A 15,686-nucleotide genomic window follows, 5' to 3' on the forward strand; every position below is an offset into this window, starting at 1 on the left:
CCTGCGGCATGGCAGGCTGTGCGGCCCGAATCCCCGCAAGGTCCGCCGATGCAATCGTCCCGTCCTTTTTCCGGTCTCCTCTGCGCCGCGCTGCTCGGCGGCTGCGCGGGCGGCGCCACGCTGTCGGACGGTGAGCGTCCCTCGATCGGCGGCCTGACCGCTTACGCGCCGGGGTTCGCGGCTGTCGTCGCGTCCGACGCCCGCGTCGAACGTCTGGCAGACGGCTTCACCTGGGCCGAAGGCCCGGCCTGGATCGCGGACGGCGCCTATCTGCTGTTCACCGATGTGCCGGAGAACCGCATCCACCGCTGGTCCGAGACCGCGGGCCTGTCGGTGTTCCTCGAGCCCTCCGGCTACGCGGGCAGCGACACGGCGGCCCTGCGCGAAGCCGGTGCGAACGGCCTGTGCGTCGAGCCTGCCGGTACCGTGCTGATGGCCGACTCCGGCAGTCGCAGCGTCGAGCGCCTGGACCTGGCGACGAAGACCAAGACGACCCTGGCGCGCGACTTCGAAGGGCGCCGCTTCAACAGTCCCAACGATGTCGTGCGTGGCCGAGACGGTGCGATCTTCTTCACCGATCCGCCGTACGGGCTCAAGGATCTCGACGATTCACCGGTCAAGGAGTTGTCGTTCAACGGCGTGTACCGGCTCGACGCCGACGGCCGCGTCCACCTGCTCGACGATGGCCTGACGCGGCCCAACGGCATCGCGCTGTCGCCCGACGGGCGCACGTTGTACGTCGCCAATTCCGATCCCGAACGCGCGATCTGGATGGCGTATGCCCTCGATACCACGGGTGCGGTGACGGCGCGCCGCGTGTTCGCCGATGCCGGCGATCTGGTCGGCAACGGCGCGCCCGGCCTGCCCGACGGCATGGCCGTCGCGGCCGACGGCACGCTGTTCGCGACCGGTCCGGGCGGCGTGCTGGTGTTCGCCCCCGACGGCACGCGGCTGGGGCGGATCGAGACCGGCGGCCCGGTCGCGAACGTCGCGTTCGGCGATGACGGGCGCACGCTCTATATGACATCCGGCAGCCTGCTCGCGCGCGTGCGCCTGCAGATCGCAGGGCCTGCGACCGCGCGCTGACAGAACGCGCGTCTAGTCCTGTCCTGCGCTGCCGCGGCCATGCTCACCACGCTCGCCATCGCCCACTACCGTTCGCTGCCGGCGACGTGAGCGATTCAAGTCTGGAGATGCAGAAGATCCGGAGCTCTCGACTCCATCACGACGGCGGAGACTGCGCGGCCGGCGCGTGGTGACCACCGGCGCAGGTGTCAGGCCCGTGGAGCAGGACATGAGGGGTTGCAGCGCAGCGATCGGCTGCGCTGCGCGGTCCTCTGGACTCAGAGGCGCTCGGTCAGACCGTTACGGATCGCCGCATCCATCAGCGCACGGGCTTCGCGTTCGGCACGCGCGCTGGCGGTCTGCTGGCGCGTGGCGAGTGCGGTCTGCTCGCGGGCCAGTCCCAGCTGTTGCGTAGCCAGACGCTGCATCTCCGCCTGCATGCCGGCCTGCTCGCGTTGCAGCGCGGCGCTCACGCTCGCATCCACCTGGGCCCGGACGTTGACGTCGGCCAGCGCGCGTGTCGCGGCCTGCACGGCGATCTCCGCCTGGCGTGCGCCCAGCTTGCCCTGCTGGCCACCGAGATTGCCTTGCAGCGCGCCGAGTTCGCCTTGCGCTTCGCCCAGTGCGGTCACTTCGGCGTAGGCGTCGCGGATCGCCTCGATCGTGGCGCGGTCGCGCACCACGTAGCGCGCATCGCCGCGGCGCATCCACAGCAGCGGTGCATCGCCGCGACGTGCGGCCTGCGCCTCGCGGAGCTCGTCGGTCGCGCTGACCGCGATGCTGTGATCGTCATCGAGCAGCACGAACGCGTTTTCGCCGCGCTGCGTGCCGAGGGTGAAGGTACCGCGCAGGGCGCCGGTCGGTGGGGCCGGCGGTGCGGGCGGCGCGACCGGTGCAGCCGGGGCGACCGGCGCGGGCGGCGCCGGCGGTGCAGGCGGATCCGGCATGTCGGCCGGGTCGACCGGGTCGACCGGCACGCCGTTGCGGGTGGCGGTTCGCGCCGTCGTCGTCGACGTGCGCGACGTGGCGGTTGCCGGTTTCGGGGCAGGCGCGGGACGCGCGGCGGGTGCCGGCGTTTCAGTTGCGACGGATGGCGTCGCGGCGGTCAGGCGATACGGCATGACACCGACGACGCCGATCGCGACGGTCATCAGCACCGCGACGACGCGCGGGAAGGACGAAGTGGTCTGCAGCATGGTGAGTCTCCGCTTGAGCAGGGTGAAGTCGGGCGAGGCACTGGCCAGCCCGGCGCAGGGACGCGGTGCGACGCCGAGACGCAGCAGCAGCTGGCCGTACTCGCGTGCGCAGTGACGGTTGCCTTCGAGCACGGCGGCATCGCAGGCGGCTTCGCGGCTGAGGCCGTATTCGCGCGCGGCCAGATGGGCGAGGGGATGGAAGAAGAACAGGTGTTGTGCGAGCGCCGGCACCAGGCCGAGCCAGAGGTCCCGACGCTGCAGATGCACCAGTTCGTGGGTCAGCGCCATGTCGAGTTCGTCGGGCTGCATCGAGTCCGTGTGGTGCGCGGGCAGCAGCAGGACCGGGCGCCACGGACCGACGAGCTGCGGCGAATCGATCGCATCCGACAGGCGCAGACGCGGCGGTCCACGCAGGCCGTGAGCCTCGGCGGCAAGGGCGAGCGCATGCAGCAGACTGCGGTCGCGACAGGGCGCCGACGCGCGCAGCAGGCTGCGCGTCGCCAGGCAGCCGCGCAGGCTGCGCGTGACCATCACGCTGAGGCCCAGCAGCCACGCCACGGCCAGCGCCAGCGGCCACGACCATGTGGGCGATGCATCCGGGGCAGCCGCGGGCGCGAACACGATGGACGCATCCCGGGCCGCGGCAGGTGCGACCTGGGCGATCTGCACCGCAGGCTGCACGGCTTCGGCGGGGAGTACCGGAAGCGCCATCGGGCTCGACCACGCCAGGCCGACCAGCAGCTGCAGCGCGACCAGCCACCACAACCAGCAGCGGGTCGCCGCGGAGAGGCGCGGTACGAACCGGCACAGCGCCCACACCACCGCGGCCAGAATCGTGGACTGCACGCTGGTTGCCAGCAGGCGCGGCAGCAGGATGTCGCTGATCAGTTCCAGGGCCATCTCACCGCTCCTTGCGCTTGGACTGCAGATTGGCGACCAGCGCCTCGAGTTCGGCGAGTTCGTCGTCGCTGACCTCCTTGCGCTCCGACATCCAGGCCACGAACGGGGACACCGAGCCCTGCAGCGTCTTCTCGACGAAGCTGCCGACCGCGCTGCGGACCACCTCGTCCTGGCCGGTCGTGGGTGCGTAGCGGTAGGCGCCGCCGCCGGCCTGGCTGCGGCGCAAGTAGGCCTTCGCGCGCAGGCGCTCCATCATCGTCAGCACGGTGGAGCGGGCCAGGCCGCGGGTCTCGCCGAATGCGGCGGCGACCTCGCCGACCGTGGACGGGCCGGCGTCGTCCAGATACTGCAGCAGGGCCAGTTCCTGGTCCCCGATCGTCTTCTTTGGCATGGCGCTCGCCCTCTGACTACACGTGTCAGCAAGATTGCACCTGACGACATTTGTAGTCAATAGGCCGGATGGCATGGTCCGGCGTCGTTGCCGTCGCGTTGTCGTGGGACGGCGTGCCGTCCGATGTCGCCATGCGACATCGGGGCGTTGACGCCCCTCGCGTCCGGCGTCAGTGCGCGGGTGCGCCGGTCGGTCGCCGGATCAGCACGACGACCAGCGTGATCACCGTCAGCGGTACGACGAACCCCATCATCACGCTGGAAAACGCGGGCAGGGCGGCGTGCGACTGCGCGGCCAGGATCAGGTAGGCAACGTAGGCCACGTAGTAGGCGAGAAACACGCCGCCTTCCCAGCGGGCGATCTCGCGACCCGACAGGAAGATCGGCAGACAGGCCAGCGCGACGGCCACCATCACCCACAGGTCGAACGCCAGCAGCGCCGGTGGCACCACCAGGCCGGCGCTGCCGGCGAGCAGTCCCGACAGACCCAGGCAGCCGAGGATGTTGAACGTGCTGCTGCCGATCGCATTGCCGACGGCGATGTCGCGCTCGCCCTTGATGGCCGCGGCGATCGAGGTGGCGACTTCGGGCATCGACGTGCCCGCGGCGACGATGGTCAGGCCGATCACGACATCACTGACACCCAGCGCCGTCGCGAAGGCGACCGCCGCGGTCACCAGCCAGTCCGAGCCCACGACGAGCAGGCCCAGGCCGATGACGATCAGCGCCAGCTGCACCGGCAGCCGGGCGCCGCCGCGGGGCGTCTGCAGGGCCGTGTCGTATTCGTTCGCAGGCGCATCGCCGTGTGCGGCGACCCCGGCGTCCCGGGTTTCGCGTCTCGACTGCACCACCAGGAACACCGTGTAGGCGATGACCAGGCCCAGCAGCAGCGCACCGTCGAACAGGGTCAACCGACCGTCGAGACTGAGCACTGCCAGCAGCAGCGAGGCGCCGATCAGGATTGGCACTTCCTGGCGGATGACCTGGCGGTGTACGACCAGCGGCGCGATCAGTGCACTGATGCCGAGCACGAAGAGCACGTTGAAGATGTTGCTGCCGACCACGTTGCCCACGGCGAGATCGGTCTGCCCGCCCAGCACCGCGCCGGCCGAGATCGCCATTTCAGGCGCGCTGGTGCCAAAGGCGACGATGGTCAGGCCGACCACCAGTGGCGAGATGCCGAATGCAAGCGCCAGGCGCGAGGCGCCGCGGACGAGGAGTTCGGCACCGCCGACCAGGGCGACGAGGCCGGCGACGAACAGCAGCACATTCAGCATGGGGTGTCCCGGATCGAGGAGATGGCGTGGATCGCGTCGGTGCATGGTATTCACGCGACCGTGCGACGGCGTGTACGTGCACGGCACCGGCTGCGCGGCGCCTTCCCGCGTTTCACATCGCCGCCGCTAGACTCGCGGTCCCTCCTGTCCGGACGCCCCCATGTTCAAGCGCATCCTGCCGCTGTTGTTCGCCGCCACCCTGGTCGCCTGTGCCGCGCCAACCGAACGGTCTGCCACCCACGGGGGCCCGGACACGGCGACCGTGACCCATGAGGCCGACTGCGCCCGCGTCGGCGGCGAGTGGACCCAGCTCGGCCGCGCACCGGTCAAGCAGTGCCTGCGCCAGACCACCGACGCCGGCAAGGCCTGCAGTGACAGCCAGCAGTGCGAAGGCCAGTGCATCGCGCCAGAAGGCACGACCGACGGCGCCAAGGTCGGTGGCGCCTGCAGCGTGGACACCAATTCCTTCGGCTGCCAGCAGCGCGTGCGCGACGGCGTCGCGTCGACGATCTGCGTGGACTGAACCGCACGCATCGCCGGGCCTGCGGGCCCGGCGATGACCGGGGCACCTTCATGGCGCTTGCATCGCGCGCGCCATAGGGTCGGCGCTCACTCGCGCCCCGGAGGCGTCATGACCCGTCCCATCCTCAAGCTTGGTGTGCCGATGCTACTCGCGCTCGCATCGGCGCCGGTGTTCGCCCAACAGCTCCAGCAGCCGAACCCGCCTGCGCGTCCATCCACGCAACCGGCGGCGATGCCTGCGCCACCGGCCGTACCGGCGACGCCGTCGCAGCGGGGCATGCCGCCGGGCACGATTCCTTCTACCGGCCCTGCGCCGCAGGTGCGTCCGCAGCCGACCATGCGGGCGAACCCGCCGGTGACGCCCCGGGTGATGCCGACCCAGGTGCGGGATGCACAGGGCCGCATCGTGCCGGGTGCACAGGAAGTCGTGCCCGGGCGGGCACGCGATCCCGTAACCGGGCAGGAATTCCAGACCGCCCCGGTACCGCGTCCCTTCTGACGGGGTCTCGCGCGCCGCCATCTGCCGGCGGCGCGCGCCGCGACGCTCAGTCGAGCGTCGGATAGTCCGTATAGCCGGCGTCGCCGCCGCCGTAGAACGTCGCCTGGTCGGGCGTATTGAGCGGTGCATCCTCACGCAGACGCCGGACCAGATCGGGATTGGCGATGAAGGGACGGCCGAAGGCCACGGCGTCGGCATGTCCCGATGCGATCGCGGCATCCGCATCGGACTTGCCGTAGTCGTTGTTGACGATCCAGGCGCCGCGGCCACCGCCCTGCACGTAGGCGGCCTTCAACGCCGCGTAATCGAACGGCGCGTCGCCCTGCGTGTAGTCACGCTCGCCGCCGGTCGCGCCTTCGATGACGTGCACGAACGCGAGTTCGAGCGGTGCCAGCACCTTCGCCACATGCGCGAACAGCGGCTGCGGGTCCGGGTCGTGCGCATCGTTGGCCGGCGTCACCGGCGAGAGCCGGATGCCGGTGCGATCGCCTCCGATCTCCTCGACCACGGCGCGCATGACTTCGCCGAGGAAGCGCACGCGGTTGTCCACGCTGCCGCCGTAGGCGTCGGTGCGGGTGTTGCTGCCGCTGCGCAGGAACTGGTCGATGAGGTAGCCGTTCGCGGCGTGCACCTCCACGCCGTCGAATCCGGCGTCGACCGCGGCACGCGCGGCGCGCCGGTAGTCCTCGACGATCCCGGGCAGCTCGTCGAGTTCGAGCGCACGTGGCGCCGACGTGTCGACGAAGGTCCCGTTGCCCTCGGCGTCGTGGATGAAGGTCTTGCTCTTGGCGGTGATCGCCGACGGCGCGACCGGTGCCTGACCGCCCGGTTGCAGCGACGTATGCGAGATGCGGCCGACATGCCACAGCTGCACGACGATGCGACCGCCTTCGGCGTGGACGGCGTCGGTGACGCGTCGCCAGCCTTCGAGTTGCGCCGGCGCATACAGGCCCGGCACATCGGCATAGCCCTGACCCTGATGCGAGATCGCGGTCGCCTCGGTGACCAGCAGGCCCGCGGTCGCGCGCTGCGCGTAGTAGAGCGCGGTGCGCGGCTGCGGAATCGCATCGGGCGAGCGGTTGCGCGTCAGTGGCGCCATGACGACGCGGTTGGCCAGCGACAGGGCGCCAGCGGTCAGGGGATCGAAAAGGGTCGGCATGGGAGGAGTTCCGGTCGGTAAGCGCCTGAACTGCTGGCGCCGGCGCACTTTTCAAGCGCAGCGGCGTTGCGACGCGCGGGATGCTTCGTTGCGGCAGCGTGCGCCACGCCCGTCGCGGCGTCCTCACCCGCGACCGACCGCGCAGCCGCTAGCGTCCGTATTTCCGTCCCCGAGTGAACGCCACATGCCGCGACCCTTCGCCTGCAACGCCATCCGCCATGCCGGCGCGCTGCCGCGATGAGCGTGCTCGAACAGATCGGCGCCTCGGTGGCCCGCGAACTCGCGTTGCCGGACGTGGATACCGCGACCACCATCGTCGTGCGCGTGCTGGTGGCCGCGGTGCTGGGCGGCATGGTGGGCTGGGAGCGCGAACACAAGGGCCGCGCCGCGGGCCTCAAGACGCACATCCTGGTATCGATCGGCTCGGCACTGTTCGTCCTCGCCCCGCTGCTCAGCGGCATCGAGGGCGGCGATGTCACCCGCGTCATGCAGGGCATCGTGTCGGGCATCGGGTTTCTCGGCGCCGGTGCGATCCTCAAGCTCGACAAGGGCGGCCGCGTGGAAGGTCTCACCACGGCGGCGGGTGTGTGGATGACCGCGGCGATCGGCATGGCGGCAGGCATGGGTCAGGAGATGGTCGCGCTGGTGACCACCGTGATGGCCTTGCTCGTCGTCGGCGCAGTGCCGCGGCTGCAGCGCAAGGATCCGGCTGGTCACGGCGATGTGCCGCGCGACGTGTGATGCGCAGGCCACACGGGTCTGAATGGTTCCATCGCCTATTGGGCATTTCGCGACGGCGGTTTCATCCGATGCCACGCACGGTGTGGGTTCGAACCCAACGCAAGCGGAGATTTCCCCCCATGAGCAAGCACGACGATATCCAGGACGGCGGCCGCGATCTCAACCGCGACCCCATCAGCAAGACCCCCGGCGCACATCCGGTCGGCGTGGGCGTCGGCGGCACGGCCGGCGGTGTGGCGGCCGGCGCGGCAGCGGGCACGGTCTTCGGACCCGTGGGCACGCTGATCGGCGCGGCCATCGGCGTGATCGCCGGCGCCGCTGTCGGCAAGGGCGTTGCCGAGCGCATCGATCCGACCGGCGAAACCGAATACTGGCGCGACGCGCATCGCGAACGCGATTACGTCAAGGCCGATCACGACTACGACCGCGACTACGCGCCGGCCTACGGCTTCGGCCTGCAGGCACGCGAAGCCGATCGCACCCGCGACTGGGGCGAGTCGGAAGCGTCGCTGCGGAAGGAGTGGGAAACCGCGCGCGGCGAATCGCGTCTGGCGTGGGACGACGCGCGGCCGGCGGTCCAGGATGCATGGGACCGTACCGACCGCACCTACGATCTGTACGAGCGCAGTGACGCCTACTACGCCGATGCGTTCGAGCGCGCGCCGTATCGCGATGCCGATGCGGACTACGCGCATTACCAGCCGGCGTATCGCTACGGCGCCTATGCGCGGACCCGACACGCGGACCGGGCATGGGACGACAGCCTGGCGGCCGAGCTGGAACGCGACTGGACGCATCGTCGTGGCGACTCGCCGCTCGACTGGGACCGCGCGAAGGCGGCCGTGGAAGATGCCTACGTGTCGCATGACCGGTACACCGGCGGCGGCTACGTGCGCGGCAACAGCGGCCGCGACGACACCGACCGGTTCCGCGTCGGCTGAGTACGCCGGCAGTTGAGCCAGAAGGGCGCGCCGTGAGGTGCGCCCTTCTGGTGTCCGGACCCCTGCGCGTCAAACGCGCCACGTGGACCGCACCGCGCGCCTTGGTGGACGGCAATGCCTGTACGGACCGATTCCGAACATGGCCGCATGGCTCACTGCCAGCGGCCGCCGGCCGCGCGCGATACCGCTGGAAGTCGCTGCCGTCGCTTCAGCGCACGTCTTTCGCGTTGAGTTCCACCACGGGTGCAAACCCGCCGTAGATCATCCGCTTGCCATCGAAGGGCATCGGATTCTTCTGCGGGTCCATGCGCGGATCGCTGCCATCCATCATCCTCGCGAACGCGGCATCACGCGTCGCCTTGTCCGGCCACTCGATCCACGAGAACACCACGGTCTCGTCATCGCGGGCCTGCACCGCCTTGCGGAAATCGGTGAGCGTGCCGTCGGGCACGTCGTCGGCCCAGCACTCGAGCACCCGCGTCGCGCCCAGCTCCATGAAGAAGGCATCGCCGGTCTTGGCGTGTTCGACGAATTTCTGCTTGTTGGCAGTGGGCACGGCGATGACGAAACCATCGATGTAGGACATGTCGGAACTCCTGTCGGGGCGCGGATGCGCGGGTGCGTCGCCACAGTCTCCAGCGGCTTGCCTCCAGGGCGACGACCGGACGTCCCGCATTTCGACATCCCGCCGTACCGCATTCAGTGCACCGGCCGCTGTGCTCGTGATCCGCCGGGTCACGTACTCGAATCGAACGCGTCGGGGCACGGGCAGGGGCCACGCCAGCGCCGCGACCGGCAGCACGCGAGGGGGCCGGTACGCTCGCGCCGGTCGCAGTGCAATGCGGGCATCGAGCGCGCCGATGCGAAAGGGGCCGATCCGGTCCACGCCACGCAACGCACGCCATAGTGGGATGCGTCGCACCGGACGTCGATCGTGCGGCGACGCCGTCGACCGTAGAGCCAGTGTTTTCCTGCATTGCGGAGATGGCGCAGCCTGCGCAGGTCGCGGGTGCCGCGCGCGTGGACGTCGTGACACGCAGCTGCAGCTGGACGCGCTGGGCAGCCCGACGCGCCAGCGGCACTGAGATCCGTGGAACGCCGGTCGTGACCTTCCTCAAGTCGAAGCGATCGCGCCACGCGCACCATCAGCGGCGCGTGGCGCATGCGCATACGAACCAGCGGATACGGCGCGCGCTTGCAACGCTCTCCCTTCACGCACCCATTCAGATTTCTGCGCGACCATTGTCACCAATCTCGATTCTTCCGGAGCTTCTCCATGAGCGCACAGGGTTCGGCTGGCAACGTCATCGCCGCGATCTGCAGTTTCTTCGTCCCCGGCCTCGGTCAACTGGTGCAGGGGCGCATCCTGTCGGCGATCCTGTGGTTCGCTGCCGCCTGCATCGCCTTCGCGATCACCTGGCTGCTCACGGTGTCGCTGCTGCCGTTCGGCTGGTTCGTGGTCAGCATCTTCGCCTGCATCAACGCAGCGGTGTACCGCCGCTGACACAGCGCGGGCCGGCAGTGCCGGCCCGCTCGTCACTCGGGACGGCGTCCGGCGCCCCGCGGCATTCGACGCTGTCGATACCGGCGCGCTGCGTGTTTTTCCCTATGCATGCGAACGGTGTGTTGGCGCGTGCGCACCCACCACGGGCACGTGTTGTCTCCGCGCATGTCGTGCGTTGCAGGGCGCCTTGACCGGGAATCCTGATCTTGCGTCGCCACCGGGCGCGGACGTGTGGCGGCCCACGTCCCCGGGAACCCTTGATGCCAACACGGCGCGCGACAGGTGGCCTCGCCGCTGGAGGCTCCGCTGATCCGAGGGAAAGCTTCGCGCTGCGTCATCGCAACACTTGGTCACCGCAAACTCTGCGCGCAGTTTCCGCGCAATGCAGTTTCTGCGTACCGGGGAGCAAGGCAAGCGGATGCTCAAGCGCGTCGAAGCGCTGCGGCGCAGCGTGTATTGCAGACGCCAGAGGCGTCCACGCGTCAGGCGGCGCGGCTGCGCTCTTGCATGCGGCGGGTGCGTGGTGCGGTCAGATCGTCACTCGCGCGCCAGGCGGCCTGGACTTCGGCGCGCACGTCCTGCCAGGCGCGCAGGCGGCCGTCGAACTCCCACATGCGACGCAGGACCGGCTCGATGTCTTCCCAGGGACGTTCGGGATACGACGCGCGGCCGTTGCGGCCGAGCGAGATCACGAGGGTGCGGTCCGAGTCGTGCTTCATGCGGGGGTACTGCCTGTAGGGAGCGCGCAGGCTACGGTCCGATTCGTCTCGTTCCCGTGAATCGCATACGCAATTTCGATGACACCGCGGGCGTGTTCAGCGCCGGGCGCGGCGTGTCGCGGCGGAGCGAAGATCGATCGAAGCTGCGCGCGCGCAGATGCGTGCAGTCGGGCGTACCCGATGCTGCAGCGGAGCTCAGAAGAGCGGCTTGATCACCTGGATGGTGCCCCACAACGACACCACCCAGACGGCGGAGCGCAGGTAGGGAATCCCGATGGCGTAGATCGGCAGATAGGCGATGCGTGCCCAGACGTAGACCTGTGCGCCGAGCGCAGTCCCGGCATCGGCGCGGCCTGCGAGCACCACCGCGAGCACTGCGGCGGCGAACAACGGGAAGGTCTCGAGGAAGTTGCGGCTCGCGGCCGCCGTGCGCACGGCGGCGCCACTCAGCGGCGGGGTATCGGCGCTGTCCCGGTTGCCGGCATTCCAGCGTATGCCGCGCTGCGCGGTGGCGAACGCGGCAGCGACGCCGATATGGAGGAGGCCGAGGACGATCGCCCAGCCGAGCATCTGCAGTTCGATCGTCATCGTGCCGTCTCCAGAAGTGAAGTCAGTTCGCGACCGCCTTCGCGATCGCCTCGTTGAACGCCGGGATGTCGTCCGGCTTGCGGCTGGTGATCAGGTTGCCGTCGACGACGACCTCCGAATCTTCCCAGTGTGCGCCCGCATTCACCAGGTCCGTCTTCACCGACGGCCACGACGTGACCTTGCGGCCCTTCGCCAACCCGCTTTCGACCAGCAGCCAGGGGCCATGGCAGATGGCCGCCACGGGCTTGCCGGCGTCGCCGAATGCGCGCACGAAGGCGACCGCCTCTTTGTCGGCGCGCAGGATGTCGGGATTCATCTGGCCACCGGGCAGTACCAGCGCGTCGTAGTGGCCGGGATCGGCCTTGGCAAGCGCGACATCGACGTCGACGCTGCGCCCCCAGTCCTTCTGGTCCCAGCCCTTGATCGCGCTGGCGTCGCCCGGCGAGACGACGTCGACATGCGCGCCCGCGTCCCTGAGCGCCTTGAGCGGCTGCTCGAGTTCGGATTGTTCGAAGCCGTCAGTGGCGAGGATGGCGATCTTCTTGCCGTCGAGATTCTGCATGGGAGTCTCCGGGGGAGTGGAAAGAACCGTCGATGCTGCGCGCCGTGGAGTCTCACCGCCGTGAAGTGGCGGCAGGTCACGTCGTCCGGCGCAGTCTCGCGTCGTGAGACGCCCGGCAGCCACGCTGCGCCCCGTTATCGACTGCGCCGGAGCAGGCCCTTGAACGCGATCCTCAAGCCTGTGCAGGCACTGGCGACCACCGGCGACGCCGTGTCCGGCAGCGCGCTGGCCACGAAACTCGCGGCGAAGTACCCCGGTCGCGTGACCGGCACGCTGCTGCTGCCGGGGCAGGCCGGCGACTACGCGCCCTTACCCGACGATGTGCCTGAAGCGCTGGCGCGCGCGCTGCGCAGCCGGGGGATCGATCGGCTCTACCGTCACCAGGCCGACGCGTGGGCGGCCACCCGGGCCGGCCGCCATCTCGTCGTCGCCACGCCCACGGCGTCGGGCAAATCGCTGTGCTACACGCTGCCGGTGCTGTCGGCGGCGATCACCGCGCGCAGCAAGGCGCTGTATCTGTTTCCGACCAAGGCGCTGGCGCAGGACCAGGTGGCCGAACTGCTGGAGCTCAACGCGGCCGGGAGCCTGGGCCTGCGCGCGGCGACCTTCGACGGCGACACGCCCGGCGACGCGCGCCAGGCGATCCGCATCAACGGCGACATCGTCGTCAGCAATCCCGACATGCTGCACCAGGCGATCCTGCCGCATCACACCAAATGGGCGCAGTTCTTCGAGAACCTGCGCTACGTGGTCATCGACGAGATCCACACCTATCGCGGGGTGTTCGGCTCGCACGTGGCCAACGTGATCCGCCGGCTCAAGCGCGTCTGCGCGTTCTACGGCGTGACCCCGCAGTTCATCCTGTGCTCGGCGACGATCGGCAATGCGCGCGAGCACGGCCGTGCGCTGGTGGAAGTGGACGACGCCGCGCTCGAGGCGATTCTCGAATCCGGCGCGCCACGCGGCGATAAGCACGTGCTGCTGTGGAATCCGCCGGTGATCAATCCCGATCTCGGCCTGCGCGCGTCGGCGCGTTCGCAATCCAACCGCATCGCGCGCATGGCGATCCGCGCCGGGCTCAAGACCCTGGTGTTCTGCCAGACGCGGTTGATGGTCGAAGTGCTGACCAAGTACCTCAAGGAAATCTTCGACCACGACCCGCGCAAGCCCAAGCGCATCCGCGCCTATCGCGGCGGCTACCTGCCGACCGAACGCCGTGCGGCCGAGCGCGAGATGCGCGCCGGCAGCATCGACGGCATCGTCAGTACGTCCGCGCTGGAACTCGGTGTCGACATCGGCAGTCTCGATGTCGTGGTGCTCAACGGCTATCCGGGCAGCATCTCGGCGACGTGGCAGCGTTTCGGCCGCGCCGGTCGTCGGCAGCAGCCGTCGGTCGGCGTGCTGGTCGCGAGCTCCGAACCGATGGACCAGTACGTGGTGCGGCATCCAGAGTTCTTCGCCGAGGCCAATCCGGAGCATGCGCGCATCGAACCCGACCAGCCGTTGATCCTGCTCGACCACATCCGCTGCGCCGCGTTCGAGCTGCCGTTCGTCGACGGCGACATGTTTGGACCCGTCGCGCCGCTGCCGTGGCTGGAGGTGCTGGCCGAATCCGGCGTGCTGCATCACGAGGGCGACCGTTGGGAGTGGATCGCCGACAGCTATCCGGCGCAGGCGGTGAACCTCCGTTCGGTCGCCGACGGCAACTTCGTCGTCGTCGACCGCACCGATGGCCGGCAGACGATCATTGCCGAGGTCGATTACTCGGCCGCCGCGCTCACGCTGTACGAGGGCGCGATCCACATGGTCCAGTCCGAGCCCTTCCAGGTCGAGCGCCTCGACTGGGAAGGCCGCAAGGCCTACGTCACCCGCACCACGGTCGACTACTACACCGACGCGATCGACTACACCAAGTTGAAAGTGCTCGATGACGAAGAACAGGCCGATGCCGGGCAGGGCAGTGCACACCTGGGCGAAGTGCACGTGGTGCGGCGCGTATCGGGCTACAAGAAAATCCGCTTCCACACCCACGAGAACATCGGCTACGGGCCGGTGAACCTGCCGGACCAGGAGCTGCATACGAGCGCGGTGTGGTGGCAGCTGCCGCAGCAGGCGCTGGACCGTGCGTTCGAGGCGCGCCACGAGGCGCTCGATGGATTCCTCGGCGCGTCGTATGCGCTGCATCTGGTCGCGCAGGTCGCGGTGATGGCCGAGAGCCGCGATCTGCAGAAGGCGGTGGGCAGCGGCGATGGCACCTGGTTCGCCACCGCAGACCAGCGCGGCCGTGGACAGTTGCGCGACGGTGAAGGCGCCGCGCTGGATTTCGACGGCATCGGCCGGTTCACGCCGACGCTCTATCTCTACGACAACTATCCCGGCGGCGTGGGGCTGTCGTCGCCGCTGCACGAGCGGCGCGACGAACTGCTCGCGCAGGCGGCCGCGCTGATCGACCGCTGCGGCTGCCGCGCCGGCTGCCCGGCGTGCGTCGGCCCCATTCTCGCGTCGGAAGAGGATGCCGAACGCACGCCGCGCCAGCTGGCCGCACGCGTGATCGACCTGCTGGCGCACGCGCCGCAACGCATCGCATGAGTGCACTGGCCAAACGCCTCGGCATGCTGCGCACCCAGGCCGGCACCGCCTTGCCGTCAGTGACGCCGACACCGCCGATGCCGGCGACCGCGCGGCGGCCGCACTGGCCGCGCGCCGATGGCACACGTTCGCCGGAAGAGGTCGTCGCGCAACTGCGCAAGCTGATGAAACTGCGCGTGGCGACGCCGGCCACGCGCCCGACCGGGCCGATCGATCGCGCATTGCCCGGCGCAGAAATCGCGCCCGGCCTGCGGTATCTCGAGCAGACCGCGCCCTGGGCGCACGATGACCATGAGCTGGCGCTCTACGACATCCGGCACCAACCCGCACTGCGTGCGGACCTGCTGGCTTTCGACACCGAAACCACCGGCCTCGCCGGCGGCACCGGCACGCGCGCCTTCATGATCGGCGCCGCCGACTTCAATGACGGTGGCTTGCGCATCCGCCAGCTGTGCATCACCACGCTGGGCGCAGAGCGCGAGATGCTGAAGACCTTCTCGACGTGGCTCCGCCCGGACACGGTGCTGGTCAGCTACAACGGCCGCAGTTACGACCGGCCGCTGCTGACCACGCGCTATCGCCTCGCGCGCCTGCGCGACCCGATGGTGGAGCTGCGGCATGTCGACCTTTTGCATCCGGTGCGGCGGCGCTATCGCGGCGTCTGGGCCAACTGCAAGCTGGCGACGGTGGAGCGCGAATTGCTCGGTGTGCTGCGCGAGGACGATCTGCCGGGCAGCGAGGCGCCTGCCGCATGGCTGGATTACCTGCGCGGCGGCAGCGCGGACAAGTTGCGGCGCGTGGGCCTCCACAACGCGCAGGACCTGCGCAGCCTGTTCGGCGTGCTCGAAGTGATGCGCGACGAGGCGGCGGTCGACACGGTGGTCGTGCCGGACGCCGTGGACGCGCCGGTGACGGACTGGGCCTTCGACTGAGTCGAGCGCATCGGATGGCTGACACGTCGGTGGGCATCTGCAGGCGCGCGTGCGCGCGATCGGACGTTCCCGGTCAAGTCCGGTCGCGCACAGGCGCGCGCC

Annotated in this window: 16 protein-coding genes; 8 read left to right on the top strand and 8 right to left on the bottom strand. The window is 69.6% G+C overall.

All coding sequences use genetic code 11. The features are described 5' to 3' along the window. Positions 1 to 48 precede the first annotated feature (48 nt). Positions 49 to 1,086 (top strand): SMP-30/gluconolactonase/LRE family protein, encoded by a 1,038-nt coding sequence (locus CURTO8I2_RS01770; RefSeq protein WP_159678161.1) that lies wholly within the window; start codon positions 49 to 51, stop codon positions 1,084 to 1,086. Positions 1,087 to 1,343: 257 nt separating this feature from the next. Here the strand turns inward: CURTO8I2_RS01770 and CURTO8I2_RS01775 are convergent, their stop codons facing one another. The 3 genes from CURTO8I2_RS01775 to CURTO8I2_RS01785 form a co-directional block, all read right to left on the bottom strand. Continuing rightward, a complete protein-coding gene (locus tag CURTO8I2_RS01775; RefSeq protein ID WP_159678162.1) occupies positions 1,344 to 3,161 on the bottom strand; it encodes a M56 family metallopeptidase in 1,818 nt (605 codons plus the stop codon). A gap of 1 nt (position 3,162) precedes the next feature. Further along, positions 3,163 to 3,552 (bottom strand): BlaI/MecI/CopY family transcriptional regulator, encoded by a 390-nt coding sequence (locus tag CURTO8I2_RS01780; RefSeq protein WP_159678164.1) that lies wholly within the window; start codon positions 3,550 to 3,552, stop codon positions 3,163 to 3,165. A gap of 169 nt (positions 3,553 to 3,721) precedes the next feature. Beyond that, positions 3,722 to 4,828, bottom strand: coding sequence for a calcium/sodium antiporter (locus CURTO8I2_RS01785; protein WP_236550972.1), 1,107 nt, complete (start codon positions 4,826 to 4,828; stop codon positions 3,722 to 3,724). A gap of 160 nt (positions 4,829 to 4,988) precedes the next feature. On the opposite strand from CURTO8I2_RS01785, the gene CURTO8I2_RS01790 reads away from it, so the two are divergent. Further along, positions 4,989 to 5,351 (top strand): hypothetical protein, encoded by a 363-nt coding sequence (locus tag CURTO8I2_RS01790; RefSeq protein ID WP_159678165.1) that lies wholly within the window; start codon positions 4,989 to 4,991, stop codon positions 5,349 to 5,351. Between the two features lie 108 nt (positions 5,352 to 5,459). After that, positions 5,460 to 5,849, top strand: coding sequence for a hypothetical protein (locus CURTO8I2_RS01795; RefSeq protein ID WP_159678175.1), 390 nt, complete (start codon positions 5,460 to 5,462; stop codon positions 5,847 to 5,849). A 46-nt stretch (positions 5,850 to 5,895) separates the two neighbouring features. Here the strand turns inward: CURTO8I2_RS01795 and CURTO8I2_RS01800 are convergent, their stop codons facing one another. Next, positions 5,896 to 7,008 (bottom strand): alkene reductase, encoded by a 1,113-nt coding sequence (locus CURTO8I2_RS01800; RefSeq protein ID WP_159678177.1) that lies wholly within the window; start codon positions 7,006 to 7,008, stop codon positions 5,896 to 5,898. Between the two features lie 237 nt (positions 7,009 to 7,245). Between CURTO8I2_RS01800 and CURTO8I2_RS01805 the strand changes: the two genes are divergently transcribed. Further along, positions 7,246 to 7,749 carry an MgtC/SapB family protein gene (locus CURTO8I2_RS01805; protein WP_159678179.1) on the top strand — a complete coding sequence of 168 codons (504 nt, stop codon included), beginning with the start codon at positions 7,246 to 7,248 and terminating at the stop codon, positions 7,747 to 7,749. Positions 7,750 to 7,868: 119 nt separating this feature from the next. Next, complete coding sequence (locus CURTO8I2_RS01810) at positions 7,869 to 8,690, top strand: hypothetical protein (RefSeq protein WP_159678181.1); 822 nt, start codon at positions 7,869 to 7,871, stop codon at positions 8,688 to 8,690. A 208-nt stretch (positions 8,691 to 8,898) separates the two neighbouring features. Here CURTO8I2_RS01810 and CURTO8I2_RS01815 read toward each other — a convergent pair whose 3' ends face one another. Next, positions 8,899 to 9,276 carry a DUF1428 domain-containing protein gene (locus tag CURTO8I2_RS01815; protein WP_159678183.1) on the bottom strand — a complete coding sequence of 126 codons (378 nt, stop codon included), beginning with the start codon at positions 9,274 to 9,276 and terminating at the stop codon, positions 8,899 to 8,901. A gap of 690 nt (positions 9,277 to 9,966) precedes the next feature. Here CURTO8I2_RS01815 and CURTO8I2_RS01820 point away from each other — a divergent pair. Next, on the top strand, positions 9,967 to 10,194 hold the full coding sequence (locus CURTO8I2_RS01820) for a hypothetical protein (RefSeq protein WP_159678185.1): 228 nt from the start codon (positions 9,967 to 9,969) through the stop codon (positions 10,192 to 10,194). 482 nt (positions 10,195 to 10,676) lie between these two features. On the opposite strand, the gene CURTO8I2_RS01825 is transcribed toward CURTO8I2_RS01820, so the two are convergent. The 3 genes from CURTO8I2_RS01825 to CURTO8I2_RS01835 form a co-directional block, all read right to left on the bottom strand. After that, positions 10,677 to 10,913, bottom strand: a complete 237-nt coding sequence (locus tag CURTO8I2_RS01825) for a hypothetical protein (protein WP_159678187.1) — start codon at positions 10,911 to 10,913, stop codon at positions 10,677 to 10,679. 195 nt (positions 10,914 to 11,108) lie between these two features. After that, the gene (locus tag CURTO8I2_RS01830; RefSeq protein ID WP_159678189.1) at positions 11,109 to 11,501 is read right to left on the bottom strand and encodes an MAPEG family protein; all 393 of its coding nucleotides are present in this window, start codon (positions 11,499 to 11,501) and stop codon (positions 11,109 to 11,111) included. A gap of 22 nt (positions 11,502 to 11,523) precedes the next feature. Beyond that, positions 11,524 to 12,063: a type 1 glutamine amidotransferase domain-containing protein gene (locus CURTO8I2_RS01835; RefSeq protein WP_159678191.1), complete on the bottom strand. Its 540-nt coding sequence runs from the start codon at positions 12,061 to 12,063 to the stop codon at positions 11,524 to 11,526. 168 nt (positions 12,064 to 12,231) lie between these two features. On the opposite strand from CURTO8I2_RS01835, the gene CURTO8I2_RS01840 reads away from it, so the two are divergent. Next, positions 12,232 to 14,652 carry a DEAD/DEAH box helicase gene (locus tag CURTO8I2_RS01840; protein WP_236551108.1) on the top strand — a complete coding sequence of 807 codons (2,421 nt, stop codon included), beginning with the start codon at positions 12,232 to 12,234 and terminating at the stop codon, positions 14,650 to 14,652. Next, positions 14,649 to 15,584, top strand: a complete 936-nt coding sequence (locus CURTO8I2_RS01845; protein WP_159678195.1) for a ribonuclease H-like domain-containing protein — start codon at positions 14,649 to 14,651, stop codon at positions 15,582 to 15,584. The genes CURTO8I2_RS01840 and CURTO8I2_RS01845 overlap by 4 nt, the downstream gene beginning before the upstream one ends. Positions 15,585 to 15,686 lie beyond the last annotated feature (102 nt).

This window comes from Luteimonas sp. 9C (genome assembly GCF_902506295.1).
Taxonomy (GTDB): domain Bacteria; phylum Pseudomonadota; class Gammaproteobacteria; order Xanthomonadales; family Xanthomonadaceae; genus Luteimonas.